The organism is Actinophytocola sp. (assembly GCF_035712165.1).
Classification (GTDB): domain Bacteria; phylum Actinomycetota; class Actinomycetes; order Mycobacteriales; family Pseudonocardiaceae; genus DASYTH01.
On sequence record NZ_DASTBH010000257.1, the window covers coordinates 1 to 17,420 of the forward strand.

Below are 17,420 nucleotides of genomic sequence, written 5' to 3' on the forward strand. Positions count from 1 at the left end.
TTCCACTTCGATGAGCAAAGAATGGACCACCTTGCGCGAGCTGCTGCTGCCGGCGGCGACCGCGACGGCCCGCGGCCGGCACGGCCGGGGCCTGGAGTCGGCCCTGCGCAGCGCGATCCGCACCGGACAGCTCGCCCCCGGGACCCGGCTGCCGTCCAGCCGCGACCTGGCCGGCCAGCTCGGCGTCGCCCGTGGCACGGTCACCGCGGCCTACGGTCAGCTCACCGCCGAGGGCTACCTGGCCAGCCGGCGCGGATCCGGCACCACCGTCGCCGGCGAGCTCGGCTGCACCGGCGCCGCACCCGCGGCCCAGCCCGCGCCGGCCCCGCGGTGGCGGTTCGACCTGCGGCCCGGACTGCCCGCGCTGAGCGCTTTCCCGCGCGCCGAGTGGGTGGCCGCGACCCGGGCCGCCCTGGCCCGGCTGCCGGACGAGGCACTCGGTTACCCGGATCCCGCCGGGCTCCCCGAACTGCGCGCCGAGCTCGCCGGCTACCTCGGCCGGGTGCGCGCGGTGACCGTCGCCCCGGACGACATCGTGATCACCCACGGCGCCGCGGAGGGCATGTCGCTGCTCGGCGCGATCCTCGCCGCACGCGGCGACCGGGACATCGCCCTGGAGGATCCCGGCCATCCCGGCCAGGCCGAGTTGGTACGCGCCAGCGGGTTGCGCCCGCAGGCCGTGCCGGTGGACTGCGACGGCATCCGGACCGACGTGCTGGCCGGCACCGGATGCCGGGCGGTGCTGGTGACCGCGGCGCACCAGTTCCCCATGGGCACCGCACTGCACCCGGACCGCCGGCACGCGCTGCTCACCTGGGCGCGGGACCGGGACGCGTGGGTGATCGAGGACGACTACGACGCCGAGCACCGCTACGACCGCCCGGCACTGCGGGCGATGCAGGCGATGGACCCCAACCGCGTGGTGTACCTGGGCAGCGTCAGCAAGACCCTCGCGCCTGCGCTGCGGCTCGGCTGGCTGGTGCTGCCGGCCGCGCTGCGCGCGGAAGTGGTGTCCCGCAAGCGGTTGACCGATCTGGGTTGCTCCCCGCTGCCGCAGGCCGCGTTCGCCGGGCTGCTGCGCACGGGCGGCTACGACCGGCATCTGCGCCGCACCCGGTCGCTGTACCGGGACCGGCGCGACGCCCTGCTGGCCGCGCTCGCCGAGCATCTGCCGGCCTGGCAACCGATCGGGATCGCCGCCGGGCTGCATGTGTTGCTACGCCTGCCCGATGGGCACGACGACCGCGCCGTCCATCAGCGACTGGCCGCCCGCGGTGTGTACGCGCCTCCGCTGTCGGAGTACGTCCGTGGGCACAACGGCGCATTCCACCCCGGTCTGGTGCTCGGTTATGCGGCGTTGTCCGCTGACCGGTTGCGTGCCGCGGTCACCGAGATCGCCGCGGCACTGTCCTGAAGCTAACCGGACTCGGCGGCGACGGCGGCGACCAGTCCGGCGGACTCGTCCGGCGAAAGGGCCAGCCCCAGAATGTTGCGCATGGCAAGGCGATAGCGTTCCAGCTCGACACCTTCCTCGATGAACAGGCCGGTGTCGTGGTTCTCCACGAATCCCATGCTGGCTTCGTCGGCGAACTCCAGGATCACGATCGGCCCGCGCAGTCCGGCGTGCGCACCGGCGTCGACCGGAACGATCCGCATGTCGACGTTCGGACGCTCGGAAACACTGGCCAGATGCTGCAGCTGCCGTTTCATCACACCGGGGGCGCCGATCGGGGCGCGTAACGCGACCTCGTAGACCACCGCGACCAGGTGGGGAGCGCTCGCCCTGGTCAGCAGGGTCTGCCGGGCCATCCGGGTGGCCACCAGGTTGTCCAGGTCGGCACTGGCGATGGCCGGTTCGACGCCTTCGATCATCGCCGCGCTGTACTCGGATGTCTGCAACAGTCCGGGAATGACCAGTGGCTCGTAGTTGAGGATGCGAACCGCTTTGCTCTCCGCCTCGAACAATGCCCGCCACCGCTGGGGAATCCCGGGCTGCCGCTGCCACCACCCGCGTTGGGTTCCCCGGCGCAGCAGGTCCAGCAGTTCCTGCCGCCGCGCGGTCGGCACCCGGTAGAAACCGAGCAATGCCGCCACATCGTCGACCTGCATGCCGCTGTTTCCGGTCTCGATCCGGCTGATCTTGCTCGCCGACACGCCGAGCAGCTTGGCCACTTCGGCGCAGCTCATGCCGCGGCTCTCCCGCAGGCTGCGCAACTCGGCGGCAACCGCGCGCGACCTGACGGACGTGTGCGGATTACCGGGCATAGGCGCATCTTCGCCACTGCGATGGCACGGAACAACTACACGAATGGGCGAATAGACAAGTCCACAGTAGACGAGAACTACACCGCACATCGCAATGGGCCGCCGTGGTACGCGACCGCATCCATGAACGCGACAAGGAGGTCGGGCTCGCGGCCGTCCAGTTCGGCGTAGGCGCGATGCAGGTTGAGCACCAGCCGTTCACCATCCGGCCACCTGGCGAAATCACCCAGATCGGCCTGCCGCGCGGCATCCAGTGGACCAAGCCCGTTAGACCGTCCGGCCCTGGCCGTCTCCTGCACGAACCGGTAGTACCGCCGGTGCGCGTCGAGCACGGCGCCGAACCCCGCGTGGTCGATGAGCGCACCGTGGCCGGGCACCACGTACGCGGCGCCGAAATCGGCCAGCCAGTCCAGGCTGCGCAGCGCGCCGTCGATCGATCCCATCAGGACCAGTGGGGTGACCTCGTGGAAGATCAGGTCGCCGGTGAACAGCACCCCGTCGTCCGGCAGGTGGACCACCACGTCCCCGGCCGTGTGCGCCGGATGTCCGGGATGCCGCAGCAGCACCGGCCGGGTGCCGGCGTACACGGTCAGCGAGTCGTGCACCAGCACCGTCGGCGGGCGCAGCCCCACCGCGCCCCAGTCCGGCGACGGCGACCAGATCGGTGGCGTGTTGGCCAGGATGATGTCGCCGATCACGCCGTCCCTGGTCGCCTGGTGGCCGAGAATGGGCGTGCCGGCCGGCAGCAGGCTGTTGCCGTAGGTGTGGTCACCGTGCATGTGCGTGTTGACCGCCAGATGCACCGGAGCCCCGCCGGTGACCTCGTCGACCGCGGCCAGGAACCGCCGGGTGCGCGCCTCGGTGGCACAGGTGTCGATCAGCAGCGGACCGTCGTCGCCGAGCACGACCCCGGCGTTGTTGATCCACCACGACCCGTCCGGTTGCACCCAGGCGTACACGCCGCTGACGATCGGGACCAGGCTGGGCGGCTGCGTCATGGCGCCACGTTATCCGGGTCTGTCGGTGCTCCGGGGCAGGATGAGCACATGCTGTTCGCCGAAGTGGTCGCCACGTCCGAGGCCGTGGCGGCGACCCGTTCGCGGCTGACCAAGGTCTCCGCCCTGGCCGCACTGCTGCGGCGCGCCGAGGGGGCGCCCGAGGTCGAGACGGTGGTCGCGTTCCTGGCCGGCGCGCCCCGGCAGGGCCGGATCGGCGCCGGCTGGCGGACCCTCGTCGAGCTGGACATCCCGCCCGCCGCCGGGCCGGACCTGACCGTGCACCGGGTCGACGAACTGCTCGACGCGGTGGCCCGGACCAGCGGCAAGGGGTCCGGCGCGCGCCGGGCCGAGCTGCTCGGCGCGTTGTTCGGCGCGGCCACCGCCGACGAGCAGCGGTTCCTGCACCACCTGCTCACCGGCGAGCTGCGCCAAGGCGCCCTGGAGGGGGTCATGCTGGACGCCATCGCCGCCGCGGGCGAGGTGCCGGCCGAGTCCGTGCGCCGGGCGTTCATGCTGTCCGGCAGGCTGCCGGCCACGGCGGCCGCGGCGCTGTCCGGCGGGGCCGCCGCGCTGGCGGATTTCGGCCTGGAGCTGGGCCGGCCGCTGCGGCCGATGCTCGCGTCCCCGGCGGCCTCGCTTTCCGGCGCGCTGGACGAGCTGGGGTCCTGCGCCGTGGAGTACAAGCTGGACGGCGCGCGCATCCAGGTGCACCGCGACGGGGACGAGGTGCACCTCTACACCCGCACGCTGCGCGAGATCACCGCGAGCGTGCCGGAGCTGGTGGCTCTGGTGCGCGGCCTGCCGGTCGACCGCGTGGTGCTGGACGGCGAGACGCTGGCCCTCGACGACGACGGCCGGCCGCGCCCGTTCCAGGAGACGATGAGCCGGTTCGGCGCGACCAGCGAACGCGAGCTGCTGCTGCATCCGTACTTCTTCGACTGCCTGCACCTGGACGGCGCCGACCTGATCGACCGGCCGCTGCGCGAGCGCACCGCTGCGCTGCGCCGTGCGGTCGGCGAGCTGACCATCCCCGGAGTGCTCGAGCCGACCGCCGGCCAGGCCGACGAGGTGCTCGCCGCCGCGCTCGCCGCCGGCCACGAGGGCGTGGTGGTCAAGTCGCTGGACTCGCCCTACCAGGCGGGACGCCGGGGCAAGGCGTGGCAGAAGGTCAAGCCGGTGCACACGCTCGACCTGGTGGTGCTGGCCGCCGAGTGGGGCCACGGCCGGCGCACCGGCTACCTGTCCAACCTGCATCTGGGCGCGCGGGATCCGGACGGCGGCCCGCCGGTCATGGTGGGCAAGACGTTCAAGGGCCTCACCGACGAGCTGCTCGCCTGGCAGACCCGGGAGTTCCCCAAGTACGAGGACCACCGCAGCCAGTGGGCGGTGTTCCTCAAGCCCGAGCTGGTGGTGGAGATCGCCCTGGACGGGGCGCAGGTCAGCACGCGCTACCCGGGGGGTGTGGCGCTGCGGTTCGCCCGCGTGGTCCGGTACCGGCCGGACAAGGAGCCGGCCGACGCCGACACGATCGACGCGGTCCGGGCGCTGCTCCCGGCGGGCGGGCAGGTGGTCGACCTGGGCTGATCAGGATGCGTTCAGGTCTCTAGGCTGCTGAACGTGCGGTTCCTCAACGACATGCGGCCGGGGTTCGACCTGACCTACGACGATGTCTTCCTCACGCCCAACCGCTCGGCGGTCGAGTCGCGGTTCGACGTGAATCTGTCCACTTCGGACGGTACGGGCGCGACCATTCCCATCGTGGTGGCCAACATGACCGCGGTCGCCGGCAAGCGCATGGCCGAGACCGTGGCACGGCGCGGTGGCCTGGTGGTGCTACCGCAGGATGTCGATCCGGGGGTGGTCGCCGAGATCGTGGCCTGGGTCAAGGCCCGGGACGCGGTGTGGGACACCCCGCTGGTGCTCACCGCCGGCGACGCCGTGGCCGACGTGCTCAACCTGCTGCCCAAGCGGGCGCACGGCGCGGTCGCGGTGGTGGACGCGGATGGCCGCCCGGTCGGCGCGGTCGACGAGGCCGCGTGTGCCGGCGTGGACCGGTTCACCCGGGTCGGCGAGGTGGCCGACCCGGACGTGCTCGTGGTGCCGATGACCACGTCGCCGCGCGAGGTCTTCGAGCAGCTCAACGCTCGCGGTGGGCGGATCGCGCTCGGTGTGGACGCAGCCGGCCGGCTGGCCGGCGTGCTGACCACGCTCGGGGCGCTGCGTTCGGAGCTGTACACCCCGGCGGTGGACGCCAAGGGCCGGCTGCGGGTCGCGGCCGCGATCGGGGTGAACGGCGACGTCGCGGCCAAGGCCTCGGCGCTGCTGGCGGCGGAGATCGACACACTGGTGGTGGACACCGCGCACGGTCATCAGGAGAAGATGCTCGCCGCGTTGAAGGCGGTGCGCTCGGTGTCGCCGGACGTGCCGGTGGTGGCCGGCAACGTGGTGACCGCCGAGGGCGTGCGGGATCTGGTCGAGATGGGCGCCGACGTGGTCAAGGTCGGCGTCGGACCGGGCGCGATGTGCACCACCCGGATGATGACCGGGGTCGGCCGGCCGCAGTTCTCGGCGGTGGTCGAGTGCGCGCGCCGGGCGCGGGAGCTGGGCGCCCGGGTGTGGGCCGACGGCGGGGTGCGGCATCCCCGCGACGTGGCCCTGGCGCTGGCCGCGGGGGCGTCCAGCGTGATGGTCGGCTCCTGGTTCGCCGGCACCTTCGAGTCACCGGGCGACCTGCTGCGCGACGAGACGGGCGCGCCGTTCAAGGAGTCGTTCGGGATGGCCTCCAAGCGCGCGGTGACCGCCCGGACCCGCGCGGACGGCATGTTCGACCGGGCCCGCAAGGCCCTGTTCGAGGAGGGCATCTCGACCTCGCGGATGCGCCTGGACCCGGCCGCGCCCAGCGTCGAGGACCTGCTCGACTCGATCTGTTACGGCGTGCGCTCGGCGTGCACCTATGCCGGCGCCCGCGACCTGGAGGAGTTCCACGAGCGCGCGGTGATCGGGATCCAGTCGCCGGCCGGTTTCGCCGAGGGCCGCCCGCTACCCCGAGGCTGGTAGCCCGCTTCCGCGCGGATCTCCCGGGAGTCCGCGCCCGACGAACAGTTACCTCAGGGGACCGTGACGGCACCCAGCCACAATCCACCCGATCTCCGCACTGTTCGCCGGAACGCGACAACCGCATTCAAATTCCGGAGAGGCGGGACTGCTCCTAATGGTCCTCGAGCATCTCGGTGACCAGGGCGGCGATCGGGGACCGCTCCGAGCGGGTGAGGGTCACGTGCGCGAACAGCGGGTGCCCCTTGAGCTTCTCGATCACCGCCGCCACCCCGTCGTGCCGGCCGACCCGCAGGTTGTCCCGCTGGGCGACGTCGTGCGTGAGCACCACCCGCGAGCCGGTGCCCAGCCTGGACAGCACGGTCAGCAGCACGTTGCGTTCCAGGGACTGCGCCTCGTCCACGATCACGAACGAGTCGTGCATCGACCGGCCGCGGATGTGGGTGAGCGGCAGGACCTCGAGCATGCCCCGGTCCAGCACCTCGTCGATCACCGCCGGGGTGACCAGGGCCCCCAGCGTGTCGAACACGGCCTGGGCCCAGGGCTGCATCTTCTCGCTCTCGGAACCGGGCAGGTAGCCCAGATCCTGCCCGCCGACCGGGTAGACCGGCCGGAACACCACCACGCGGCGGTGCTGGTTGCGCTCCATCACCGCCTCGAGCCCGGCGCACAGGGCGAGCGCCGACTTGCCGGTGCCGGCCCGGCCGCCCAGCGACACGATGCCCACCTCCGGGTCGAGCAGCAGGTCCAGCGCGACCCGTTGCTCGGCGGAGCGGCCGTGCAGCCCGAACGCCTCGCGGTCCCCGCGCACCAGCCGCACCTGCTTGTCCCTGGTCACCCGGCCCAGCGCGCTCGCTGAGCCGGCGAGTAACCGCAGGCCGGTGTTGCACGGGTGCTCCCCGGCGGTCTCGATGCCGAACGTCGAGAGGTCGACGACGCTCTCCCGGTACAGCGTGTCCAGCGCCTCCTGCGGCACGTCGACGTCGGCCATCCCGGTCCAGCCGGACGGGGTGACCTCCTGGGCGCGGTACTCGTCGGCCTCCAGCCCGACCGCCGCCGCCTTCACCCGCAGGGGGATGTCCTTGGTGACCAGGACGACGCCGGGAAGGTGCGCGGCCAGGTTGAGGGCGCAGGCGAGGATCCGGGAGTCGTTGGAGTCGGCGCGAAACCCAGGCGGCAGCACCTCGGGGTCGGAGTGGTTGAGCTCCACGTGCAGGGTGCCGCCCGCGGCGCCGACCGGTATCGGCTTGTCCAGCCTGCCGTGCTGCAGCCGCAGGTCGTCGAGCAGACGCAGGGACTGCCTGGCGAACCAGCCCAGCTCAGGATGGTGGCGCTTGCCCTCGAGCTCACCGATCACGACCAGCGGCAGTACCACGGCATGCTCGGCGAACCGGGACACCGCCCACGGGTCGGAGAGCAGGACCGAGGTGTCGAGCACGTAGGTGCGGCGATCGGGTGAGTCGGTGCGATGTGAGCCGGCGCGGCCAGACGAACGAGAAGCAGTCACGGCAACTCCCGTGCGAACGCGACACCCACGTCCGCGCCTCGTAGGGCCGGTCCGCCCTGGCTGGCCGGTTGTCCTGACGCCGCGGCGTCAGGGTCTCCGCCCATGAGGGCCGGGTGCCGGCCCTCTCGCGATCGCTACCGTCACGACCAGGGCCTCCCGGATGAGCCGCGCTGGCACGACCCATCACTTCGGACGCTACCTGCGGCGGGGCCGGTTCGACAGCCAGCCGCGCAGATGATTTTGGTTGGCCCGGAGACCATCACCCTCCGTAGTTAGATCGCCCGGCAGGGCTAGTACTCGCTCGCCCTGCCGACCAGGGCCATCCCGCCGTCGAATCGGGCCTCGACCAGGCATCCGACCGGCCCGTCCGCACCGCGACCCCGTTACGCAAAATAATTGTTTAACGGCGATTAACAACCGGATCCGGTGAACCTCGCATCCATTCCTGCGCGAAAGAGTTTTTGCGCATGACCGCCCATCCTGCGGCGATAGGATCGTCTGCGACGCACAGGTGATCAAGTATCGAAGAATTCTTTGACCCAAAATATTTCCTATGAGGAGAACACGTGCTTAAAAAGCTAGGACTGGCCGCCGCGGCGGCAGTTGGCCTTTCCCTGATCGCCACCCCCGCCCTCGCCACCCCCGCCGCCTACACGCCGTCCCCCGCCGACGTGTCGACGTGCCAGGGTGCCCGGGCCCCCGAGATTCCGGACGCTGCCGCTCCTGACGCCGCCGACGCGGCGGATGTCGCGGACGCCGCGGACGTGGAGGCCGCCGACGCGGCTCCCCCGATCGCGGCTCCGCAGGGCGGCCCGGTCTCCCTGCCCGGTTGGGTGTGCTACCCGCGGCCGAGGCCGCAGATGCAGTCGGCGTGCATTTCCCAGCAGTCCTTCCCGCGGCCGATTCCGGTCCGGATCCCGTGCTTCAGCGGCTTCCAGCGTCCGCACTTCCTGGGCGGCGGGCTGTCCTCGCTGCTCGACGCCTGCCTGAGCCTGGGTCTGAACCTGAACATCCTCGGCCACCGCGGGTTCGGCCTGCCGTTCGGCGGCGGCGGCGGCGGAGGCTGCGGCGGCGGCTTCGGCTGCTGACCTCAACACGGTCGGAGGGGCTCAGGAACGCGACTCCTGAGCCCCTCCGCATGTCCGGACGATATTGTCGAGTCAGGACCCGAATCGCCGGTGCCGGATCGCATAGTCCCGCAGCGCCCGAAGAAAGTCCGTGCGGCGGAACTCCGGCCAGTAGGCCTCGCAGAACCAGAACTCGGAATGCGCGGACTGCCAGAGCAGGAATCCGGAGAGCCGCTGCTCACCCGACGTCCGGATCACCAGGTCCGGATCCGGCTGACCGGAGGTGTACAAATGTTCGGCGATGTGGTCGACATCGAGCACCTCGGCCAACTCCTCGATGGAGGTCCCGGCCTCGGCGTGTTGCTGCAGCAGTTTGCGCACCGCGTCGGCGATCTCCCGCCGGCCGCCGTAACCGACCGCGACATTGACCTCGACCCCGGTCCTGCCCTCGGTCCGCTTGGCGGCGGTGACCAACCGCTGCGCGGTCTCGGCCGGCAGCACGTCGAGCGCGCCGATGACCCGCACCAGCCAGGTGCACTCCGGGTGGGCCAGGCCCTCGACCACGTCGCTGATGATCTCCAGCAGCGGCGCCAGCTCGTGCTCGGGCCGGTTCACGTTGTCGGTGGACAGCAGCCACAGCGTGACGACCTCGACGCCCGCCTCCTGGCACCAGCCGAGCAGGTCGGTGATCCGCCGGGCGCCGGCCCGGTGGCCGTCGTTGACATCGGTGAACCCCGCTTCGCGCGCCCAGCGGCGGTTGCCGTCCAGCACCACGCCCACGTGCCGGGGATGGTTGCCACCGGCCTGCTGGATCAGCCGCTTGTCATAGATGCCGTACACGATGTCGGCCACACGCCTGCGAAGACTCACGTCCTCCCACGGTACGCCGTCGACCGAGTGACGAGGCACACTGGAACGTATGCAGCGCACCACGATCGACCCGCGATGGCAGGACATCGATGTCATCGAGCGGCTGGTGCGGGAGTCCCGGACGGTGGCGGTGGTGGGCCTGTCCGCCGATCCGCGCCGGCCCAGCCACGGCGTGGCCGGCTACCTGCGGGCCAGCGGGCTGGTGGTGCTGCCGGTGAACCCGAGACTGGACACCTGGCACGGCCTCACCGCCTACCCGTCGCTGGCGGCGCTGCCCGGTCCGCCGGACATCGTGGACGTGTTCCGGCGGCCGGAGTTCGCACCGGACGTCGCCGAGCAGGCCGTGGCCGCCGGCGCGGGGGCGCTGTGGCTGCAGTTGGGGGTGCTCAGTGAGCGGGCGGCCCGGATCGCCGCCGAGGGCGGGCTGGACGTGGTCATGGACCGGTGTCTGGCCGTGGAGCACCGTGAGGTCGTCGGCTGGAGTTGACCGGGGTAACACTGTGTTGACAGCCACAGAGCAGCGCCAGAAACCTACGGTCCCGTAGCCTGACAGGCGTGCCAGCAGCGATGATGACCCCACCGCCTGCCCAGATTACGAAGCCCCGGATGCGCGGGGTGATCCACTACTGGTCGTTTCTCGTGTCGGTCGCCACCGGCGCGGCGTTGATCTCCCTGGCCGCCGCGACCGTGTCGGCCAAGGCCGCGATCGCCACGTCGATCTACGGCGTGACGGTCCTCGCGATGTTCGGCGTCAGCGCCCTCTACCACCGCCGGTGGTGGGTCAGCCTGCGGGTGCGGGCCTGGATGAAGCGCCTCGACCACTCGATGATCTTCCTGTTCATCGCCGGGACGTACACCCCGTTCATGCTGCTGTCGATGCCGCCCGCCACCGGCTACGTGGTCCTCACCATCGTCTGGTGCGGCGCCCTCCTCGGCGTGGCCCTCAAACTCTTCTGGCCCCACGCCCCCCGCTGGCTCGGCACCCCCATCTACATCGCCCTGGGCTGGGTGGCCGTCTTCGTCCTCCCGGACCTCCTCCACCACGCCGGCCCCGCCGCCCTCGTCCTCCTCCTCACCGGCGGCCTCTTCTACACCCTCGGCGCCATCTTCTACGCCACCCGCTGGCCCAACCCCTGGCCCCAAGTCTTCGGCCACCACGAGTTCTTCCACGCCGCCACAGTCCTGGCCGCCATCACCCACTACATCGCGATCTGGCTGGCCATGTACCCCTAGCTGCGGCTTTACACCCCGGGTGCTCTCCCAGGCCGTCATCAGGCCGTCCCCTCAACACGACGCCCCCTCGGTCGGCACCAGGTCCAGATATTGCCGTCGACGGTCTGGAAGGCTGGCCGATGTCTTGTCGGCGACGGGGAGAGCTTTGAATGAGCCTGGCGGACTACGACCTTGTGCCCACGCAACTGGTTCGGCGATGGGCGAAGCGCTGGGAGTTCCAGCCGACCTGGCAAGGGATGGCGAGGGCGGCCGAGGACCGCAAGCACTTCCCTGACGGCCATCGCTTCCCCGGCGACGCCGATGAAGAGCGACTGGCCATTGCGCGGTGCCGCGAGGCGTGGTCGGAACTCACGGGCGCTCCGCGACCCAGACCTCCAGTCCAGGTGGTTATCACCTACCGCCTTCGCTTCGACGACGGAGACGGCAGTCGCATTGACACACCTGTGCGGCCCGACTTGGAGGACTGCTCGGAGGAGTTCGGCGGAGAACACTGGCATTCCGAGCCGTTCGGTGCTCGGTTTGCGACTCCGCCGCTCGGGTGGGCCCACTGGTATCTGACAGCGGGGCGGTACGGCTGGCGCCGCTTGGAGCCGCTCATCACCAAATCCGTTCATCGCTACCCCCTCAACACGCTCGGCGGGCTCCTCATCACAGCCCCGGATTTCTCCTGGGTGTGGCATCCCTACGACGGCGGCTCGTTGGTCCTCAATCAGGCCGAGCAACTGCCGTAAGCGGGGCAGGAATGTTCATCGCGCGACGTACCCCTAGCTGCGGCTTACCCCGGCGTATCCCTCCAAGGCCGTCATCAGGCCGCCTGGTCACTCTCGGCCAGAAAGGCGTCGATCGCCTTGCGCGTTCGCTCGTGGCTGGTAGGCAGCAGATGCGTGTAGACCCGCAGCGTCAAGCGCGCCGCCGGTGGCGGCGCGGTGGGCCTGTTGCGCTGGCACCGGGGTAAGCATCCATCGCGGCACACGGCCGGCTGCCGCTTCGCTCACGCCGGCCGGGCCGCGCGGCGCGGCCCCGTTGGGCGCAGGTGGCGCCGCCACCGGCGGCACGACGAGCGACTGCGCCACTGGCAGGACACAGGCGGGGCGGGAGCGACCAAGCAGGGCCGGCCGCAGCTCGACCAGCCCGCCCAGCCGGCGACGCAGCCGGGACACCTGGGACTGCAGCGCGTTCCCAGCGTCACCCGGGGGATGTTCGCCGTACAACCCGTTGACCAGCCGCGCGAGGCCGACGTCCTGCCCGGCGTCGAGCAGCAGCAGCGCCAGCAGAGCGCGCTGCCGAGGCCCGCCGACGTCGAGCGGGTCGCCACCGGCCGAGCGAACCTCGAGCGGACCCCGTCGCGATGGTCAGACGTGCTGGTCGATGAGGATCGGGTTGCCGTCGGGATCGACGATCAGGAAGCTGGCCGGGCCGGTGGGCGCGGCCTCCGTGGCGGTGACCGACTCGATGCCCTGCTCGTGCAGGCGCTGCTTGAGCTCGCGGACGTCGGTGAAGGCCGCCAACGGCGCGCCCTCGGCATCCCAGCCGGGGTTGAAGGTCAGCACGTTCCGCTCGAACAAGCCATGGAACAGGCCGATGGTCGTGGTCCCGTTGCGCATGATCTGGACGCGTTGCCCGTCGCCGCCGGCCGGCTCGAATCCCAGCGCCGTGTAGAAGTCCCGTGCCGCCGCCATGTCCTTGACGGCGAGACTGACGGAGAAGTTGCCCAGGTTCATGTCCATCCTTACTCCTTTGATGCCCTGTTCTGCGGCCACCGGGACGACGCCCGAGCGCCACATCGGACGGAGCCTAGGCTGGGCCGGTGGCAGCAGACTTGCCTAATCTTGCGCGGTTCGACTACGTCGATCGGATCAACCTGGCGATCGACCATGCGGTACGGAATCTGGCGGAGCCGCTGCGGCTGGCGGACCTGGCCTCGGCCGCGGCGTTCTCGCCCTACCACTTCCATCGCATCTTCAGCGCGCTCATGGGTGAGACGGTGCTGACGTTCGTCAAACGGGTGCGGCTGGAGCGCGCCCTGTTCCTGATGTCGCACCGGAGGGACCTGTCGTTCACACAGGTCGCGCAGGCCTGCGGGTTCACGTCCAGTTCGGACTTCTCGCGCAGTTTCCGCGCCCGGTACGGAGTCTCACCGCGTGGCCTCGACATCGACCGGTTTCGTTCGCAGCGGCGTGCGGACCTGCTGCAGACCCTGGAACCGCAGGAACGGCATCGGCTCCGGAGTCCGGCTCCCGGCGGGGACCCGGCCGAGTTCACGGTGCGCCTCCGTCGGGTTCCCGGCCGCCGAGTCGCCTACATCCGCGTGTTCCGCCCGTACGACGGTGGCGTCCCGGCCGCCGCCGAACGCCTCGTCGCCTGGGCGCAGGCGCGTGGACTCGCCGACGGCCAATGGCTCGGTTATCAGTGGGAGGACCCCGAAACGGTGCCGCCGGAGTTGTGCCGCTACGACGTGGGCCTGGAGGTGCCACCGGACCGCACCGGCGACGGCGAGGTCAGCATGACCACGTTCCCCGCCATGACGCTGGCCGAGGTCGATGTCGCCGGCACGATCGACGACGAACTGCGCGTGCTGCGCTGGCTGTACCAGACCTGGCTCCCGGCCAGCGGGTTCGTCCCCGCTCACCAGCCTTGCTTCGAGGCCTGGCACGGCCGGCCGTTCGCCGGTGACGGCGGCGAGATCCGGTTACGCGTGCAACTCCCCGTCGTCGCCCCAGGAGCGCGTTTCCACACATGAGAAACCCCGCCAGCCGTTCGGCTGGCGGGGTTCGCACGGTTCGGTTCTCAGCCCTGCTGCGGGTATCCGCCGGGCGGGGTACCGGGGTGCTGCGGCCCGGGCGGCGGGAACTGGCCGGGCTGCGGCTGGTACTGGGTCTGGCCGTACTGGCCGGGCGGCGGCGGGAACTGCTGCCCGGGCGGCGGGCCGCCCTCTGATCGTTTAACACCGGGCCGCCGGCATCAAGGGCGCCTGGCGGCGTCGCACGCGATGGCTTCGCCACCCTTGACACCGACGACCCGGCGCTAACGGGCGGCAAGGGCGAGGGGGACGGCGGCGAGTAGGAGCCGCTTCTCCACCTGATCTTGTCGGCCCATCGGATGTGTTGGGGTGAGTCAGAGCCGGCGGCCCAGGCCGAACCAGCTCGTCTCCTGGACTCGGGCACAGTGCGGTGCCTGCGTGACGCGGTGCGCGAACAGGCCGGGCGGCAACGACGGCCAGGCCGTCTCCAGGCCGTCAGGTGCCGGGTAGCGGGGAAGAATCCGCGAGTACTGGCGATACGTGTTGGGCCTGGTAGACGGCCTGATCTGGGGTATGTCGGCTGGTCAGGGATGGGCAGAGGTCATTTCATCGCGATCTGGCTCGCCATGTACCCCTAGGCCGACCCCACCGTCAGCACGATGCCGACAACAGCACCAATCGTCGCTTGGCGTCGTCGGTCCACATGATGGCGCGATAGGTCTCTCCGTCCGCGTTGGCCGGCACCCACGCCGTGCTGCCATCGTCGAAGTGACCGGCCACGTTGTCTGCCCAGTAGACGCGCCGAGCAGCGATATCCATCCACTGCAGATCGGAGGGGCCGCTGCGCTCAACCGCGACCACCGTCGAGGCGCGCAGGACGAAACTCCGCGCGACCTTCTCGGCGAGCCATTGCGGTCGGCACCGGGTCCAGGTAGTGCCGTCGGCATCGACCCAGCTCTGCCGGCCGGGTCGCCACGTCAGCTCCTCCACGAACCGATCGTGCCAGGCGAGCAGGCCGGCAGCTCCGCTCGACGAAGCGGGCAGGCCAGGGACGGCCAGGCGGCATTAACAACAACGGCGGGCCGCCGGGCGGCCGCGAAGCGGCCGGCCGGCGGCGCGCTGTTGTGTCTGGGTGGGTGGGCAGGACTTGCTCGGGTCTTTGGTCAATCGCGGTCGCGGCCGTCCAGTTCGGTTCGGGCGCGGGTCCAGCGGGTGGGGAGGGACAGGGCGGTGAGGTCGGTTTCGGGGAGGGTGAGGGCGGCGGCGGGGAGCAGCGAGTTGAGCTGCTCGGCGGTGTTGGCGCCGATGATCGGCGCGGTGACCCAGGGTTGGGCGAGCAGCCACGCGAGGGCTACCTGGGCGGGGGTTGCGCTGTGCGAGGAGGCGACGGCGTCCAGGGTGTCGATGAGGGTCCAGTTCTCCTCGGTCATGCGGGGCTTCATGTCGGCCGCGCGCCGGCTTTGCGGCAAAGGGGCGTCGCGTCGGTACTTCCCGGTGAGGAAGCCGCCGGCCAGCGGGCTGTACGGGAGCACGGCGATGCCGTACGCCTGGCAGGCGGGCGCGAGTTCGCGTTCGAAGTTGGCGCGGGTCGGGGCGGCGAGGCTGTACTCGGGCTGAATGCTGGCAAAGCGTTCCAGGGCTTTGACGTCGCTGGTCCAGAGGGATTCCATGAGCCGCCAGGCGCTGTAGTTGGAGCAGCCGATGTAGCGGACCAGGCCGCGCCGGACCAGGTCGGTGAAGGCCGACAGCGTCTCCTCGATGGGGGTGTGCGGGTCGATGTAGTGGGCCTGGTAGAGGTCGATATGGTCCACGCCGAGCCGCCGCAGGCTGTCCTCGCAGGCGCGCAGGATCCACGACCGGGACAGGCCTTCGCGCTGGTGGCGGGTGCGCCGGCCCTCGGAGAACCCCACGCCCATCGGCGCCCGGACCTTGGTGGCGATCACCATGTCGTCCCGGTTGCCCCGGGCGGCGAGCCAGCGGCCGATGATCTCCTCGGCAACGCCGCCCGGGTTGTCGTCGGACCAGGCCGTGTAGCAGTCCGCGGTGTCGATGAACGTGCCGCCCCACTCGGCGTAGGCGTCCAGCACGGCGAACGAGTTCTCCTCGTCGGTGGTCCAGCCGAACTGCATCGTGCCGAGAGCCAGCGGCGGGACGTGCAGGCCGGTGCTGCCGAGACGCCGGTACGTGGCGGGCTGTGTCGTCATGACGCCGACGTTAGGACCTGGAGCGCACTCCAGCTCAACCCTCTTACAGCTCCGGTCCCCGGGACCACAGGTCGTCGACCTTGGACATGGCCTCCCGCAGGTCGGCCAGCCAGGTCTCGGCGTGCTCACCGACCAGCCGGACCGCCCAGGCCAGGGCCTCGGACCGGGACCGGGCGACGCCGCTGTCGACCAGGGTGTCCAGGATCAGCCGTTCGGACTGCCGCAGCCGGGTCATCACCGGAACCGAGTGCGTGGTGAACAACTGCTCGGTGCCGCCGATCCGGGCCCCCCAGGCGACCTTGCGCCGGTAGCGGTGCTCGGCCTGCCGGGCGATCTCGATGCGCTCGTCCCTGGTGTCCTCGCGGAACCGGCTGATCCGGCCGGCCTCGCCCGCGGCGCGCGAGGCGTCATCGGCGAACTCGCCCTCCAGCGGCGGCAGCGCGCCGACGATGATGATCTCTTCCCGGTCCACCGTGACCCGCGGGTTCTCCACGAACCAGCCGTCCGGTAACCGGCCCGCGAACCAGGCCGCCGCGTCGTCGGCGGACGGCAGGTCGGCCTGCTGCCAGCCGCCCCGCCCCCGGTGTCCACTCCAACCATGTCCCCGCATGACGATCCTCCAAGTGAATTACATAATTACACCACTACCGAAGTTACGCCGCTAGTACGGCAGGCGGGTACTGGTTCACTCGGAGCGGAACGGACGGCTCAGCGGGCCAGGGCGGCGGTCAGCTCGGCGGCCGAGGTGACCGGCCGGTCGCAGACGTAGCCGCGGCACACGTAGGCGGCCGGCGCGCCGTCGACCAGCGGACGATCGGCCAGCAGCGGCACGCCGGAGGTGTGCGGCGGGCCGATGACCACCACGGAGCCGCCGGGCGCGGCGGTGATCGCGGCCGCCCGCAGCTCCTCGGTCCGGGGGTCGTCCGGGGCGCCGACCAGAGCCACCTGCAGCGGCCCGCGGATCAGCGCCTCGGCCACGGAGAGCCAGTGCCCGGCGAACCGGGGCACCCGGGCGGCGAGCAGGCCGGCCCTGGCCACCGCGCTCTCGGCCGCGGACCGGTAGCGGTCCGCGCGGTCCGGCCCGGCCAGCGCCGCGCCGAGCAGCAGCGCCCCGGCGATCGCCGACGAGCCGGACGGGCTCGCGTTGTCCCCGATGTCCGACGGACGCCACACCAGCGCGTCGGCGTCGTCGGCGGTGTCGTGGAACGCCCCGGGCACGTCGCCGGCGAAGTGGTCGAGCGCGGTGTCCAGCAACCCGGTCGCCACCTCCAGCCAGCGCGGGTTCCCGGTAGCGGCGTGCAGCACCAGCAGACCCTCGGCCAGGCAGCCGTAGTCCTCCAGCACCCCGCCTGCCGAGCCGACCACGTCGTCCCGGGAGGCCCGGCGCAGCCGACCGTCGACCAGATGCAGCGACACGACCAACTCGGCGGCGGCGCCCGCGGCGTCCAGCCAGCGCGGGTCGCCGAGCACCACGCCGGCCTC

Annotated in this window: 17 protein-coding genes and 1 pseudogene; 9 read left to right on the plus strand and 9 right to left on the minus strand. The window is 71.3% G+C overall.

Going from position 1 to position 17,420, the window contains the following annotated elements:
- A partial coding sequence (locus VFO68_RS14480; protein WP_325158788.1) for a PLP-dependent aminotransferase family protein occupies positions 1-1,414 on the plus strand: 1,414 nt, incomplete at its 5' end.
- A gap of 2 nt (positions 1,415-1,416) precedes the next feature.
- On the opposite strand, the gene VFO68_RS14485 is transcribed toward VFO68_RS14480, so the two are convergent.
- A complete protein-coding gene (locus VFO68_RS14485; protein WP_325158789.1) occupies positions 1,417-2,265 on the minus strand; it encodes a helix-turn-helix transcriptional regulator in 849 nt (282 codons plus the stop codon).
- A 77-nt stretch (positions 2,266-2,342) separates the two neighbouring features.
- Entirely contained in the window at positions 2,343-3,263 is a 921-nt protein-coding gene (locus VFO68_RS14490; RefSeq protein WP_325158790.1) for an MBL fold metallo-hydrolase, read from the minus strand.
- 48 nt (positions 3,264-3,311) lie between these two features.
- Here VFO68_RS14490 and VFO68_RS14495 point away from each other — a divergent pair, with 48 nt between their 5' ends.
- A complete protein-coding gene (locus VFO68_RS14495; RefSeq protein WP_325158791.1) occupies positions 3,312-4,847 on the plus strand; it encodes an ATP-dependent DNA ligase in 1,536 nt (511 codons plus the stop codon).
- Positions 4,848-4,880: 33 nt separating this feature from the next.
- On the plus strand, positions 4,881-6,320 hold the full coding sequence (locus tag VFO68_RS14500; protein WP_325158792.1) for a GuaB1 family IMP dehydrogenase-related protein: 1,440 nt from the start codon (positions 4,881-4,883) through the stop codon (positions 6,318-6,320).
- A gap of 151 nt (positions 6,321-6,471) precedes the next feature.
- Here VFO68_RS14500 and VFO68_RS14505 read toward each other — a convergent pair whose 3' ends face one another.
- Positions 6,472-7,824 carry a PhoH family protein gene (locus VFO68_RS14505; protein WP_414635505.1) on the minus strand — a complete coding sequence of 451 codons (1,353 nt, stop codon included), beginning with the start codon at positions 7,822-7,824 and terminating at the stop codon, positions 6,472-6,474.
- A 566-nt stretch (positions 7,825-8,390) separates the two neighbouring features.
- On the opposite strand from VFO68_RS14505, the gene VFO68_RS14510 reads away from it, so the two are divergent.
- Positions 8,391-8,912: a hypothetical protein gene (locus tag VFO68_RS14510; protein ID WP_325158793.1), complete on the plus strand. Its 522-nt coding sequence runs from the start codon at positions 8,391-8,393 to the stop codon at positions 8,910-8,912.
- 72 nt (positions 8,913-8,984) lie between these two features.
- On the opposite strand, the gene VFO68_RS14515 is transcribed toward VFO68_RS14510, so the two are convergent.
- Positions 8,985-9,761, minus strand: a complete 777-nt coding sequence (locus VFO68_RS14515) for an isoprenyl transferase (protein WP_325158794.1) — start codon at positions 9,759-9,761, stop codon at positions 8,985-8,987.
- Between the two features lie 49 nt (positions 9,762-9,810).
- Between VFO68_RS14515 and VFO68_RS14520 the strand changes: the two genes are divergently transcribed.
- The 3 genes from VFO68_RS14520 to VFO68_RS14530 all read left to right on the plus strand — a co-directional run bounded on the left by VFO68_RS14520 (position 9,811) and on the right by VFO68_RS14530 (position 11,725).
- On the plus strand, positions 9,811-10,248 hold the full coding sequence (locus VFO68_RS14520) for a CoA-binding protein (RefSeq protein ID WP_325158795.1): 438 nt from the start codon (positions 9,811-9,813) through the stop codon (positions 10,246-10,248).
- An 80-nt stretch (positions 10,249-10,328) separates the two neighbouring features.
- Entirely contained in the window at positions 10,329-10,994 is a 666-nt protein-coding gene (trhA, locus tag VFO68_RS14525; RefSeq protein ID WP_414635506.1) for a PAQR family membrane homeostasis protein TrhA, read from the plus strand.
- A gap of 149 nt (positions 10,995-11,143) precedes the next feature.
- Positions 11,144-11,725, plus strand: a complete 582-nt coding sequence (locus VFO68_RS14530; RefSeq protein WP_325158797.1) for a hypothetical protein — start codon at positions 11,144-11,146, stop codon at positions 11,723-11,725.
- Between the two features lie 621 nt (positions 11,726-12,346).
- Here VFO68_RS14530 and VFO68_RS14540 read toward each other — a convergent pair.
- Positions 12,347-12,721, minus strand: a complete 375-nt coding sequence (locus tag VFO68_RS14540; RefSeq protein ID WP_325158798.1) for a VOC family protein — start codon at positions 12,719-12,721, stop codon at positions 12,347-12,349.
- Positions 12,722-12,801: 80 nt separating this feature from the next.
- Between VFO68_RS14540 and VFO68_RS14545 the strand changes: the two genes are divergently transcribed.
- Together VFO68_RS14545 and VFO68_RS14550 are read left to right on the plus strand one after the other, a co-directional pair.
- Complete coding sequence (locus tag VFO68_RS14545; RefSeq protein ID WP_325158799.1) at positions 12,802-13,734, plus strand: AraC family transcriptional regulator; 933 nt, start codon at positions 12,802-12,804, stop codon at positions 13,732-13,734.
- Positions 13,731-13,931 (plus strand): hypothetical protein, encoded by a 201-nt coding sequence (locus tag VFO68_RS14550; RefSeq protein WP_325158800.1) that lies wholly within the window; start codon positions 13,731-13,733, stop codon positions 13,929-13,931. Before VFO68_RS14545 ends, VFO68_RS14550 begins: the two co-directional genes overlap by 4 nt.
- A gap of 454 nt (positions 13,932-14,385) precedes the next feature.
- Here VFO68_RS14550 and VFO68_RS14555 read toward each other — a convergent pair whose 3' ends face one another.
- The 4 genes and pseudogenes from VFO68_RS14555 to VFO68_RS14570 all read right to left on the minus strand — a co-directional run.
- The gene (locus VFO68_RS14555; RefSeq protein ID WP_325158801.1) at positions 14,386-14,724 is read right to left on the minus strand and encodes a hypothetical protein; all 339 of its coding nucleotides are present in this window, start codon (positions 14,722-14,724) and stop codon (positions 14,386-14,388) included.
- Positions 14,725-14,897: 173 nt separating this feature from the next.
- Complete coding sequence (locus VFO68_RS14560) at positions 14,898-15,938, minus strand: aldo/keto reductase (protein WP_325158802.1); 1,041 nt, start codon at positions 15,936-15,938, stop codon at positions 14,898-14,900.
- Between the two features lie 43 nt (positions 15,939-15,981).
- Positions 15,982-16,548, minus strand: a complete 567-nt coding sequence (locus VFO68_RS14565; RefSeq protein WP_325158803.1) for a hypothetical protein — start codon at positions 16,546-16,548, stop codon at positions 15,982-15,984.
- A gap of 98 nt (positions 16,549-16,646) precedes the next feature.
- Positions 16,647-17,420: pseudogene (locus VFO68_RS14570) on the minus strand (N-acylglucosamine 2-epimerase); the annotation flags it as partial.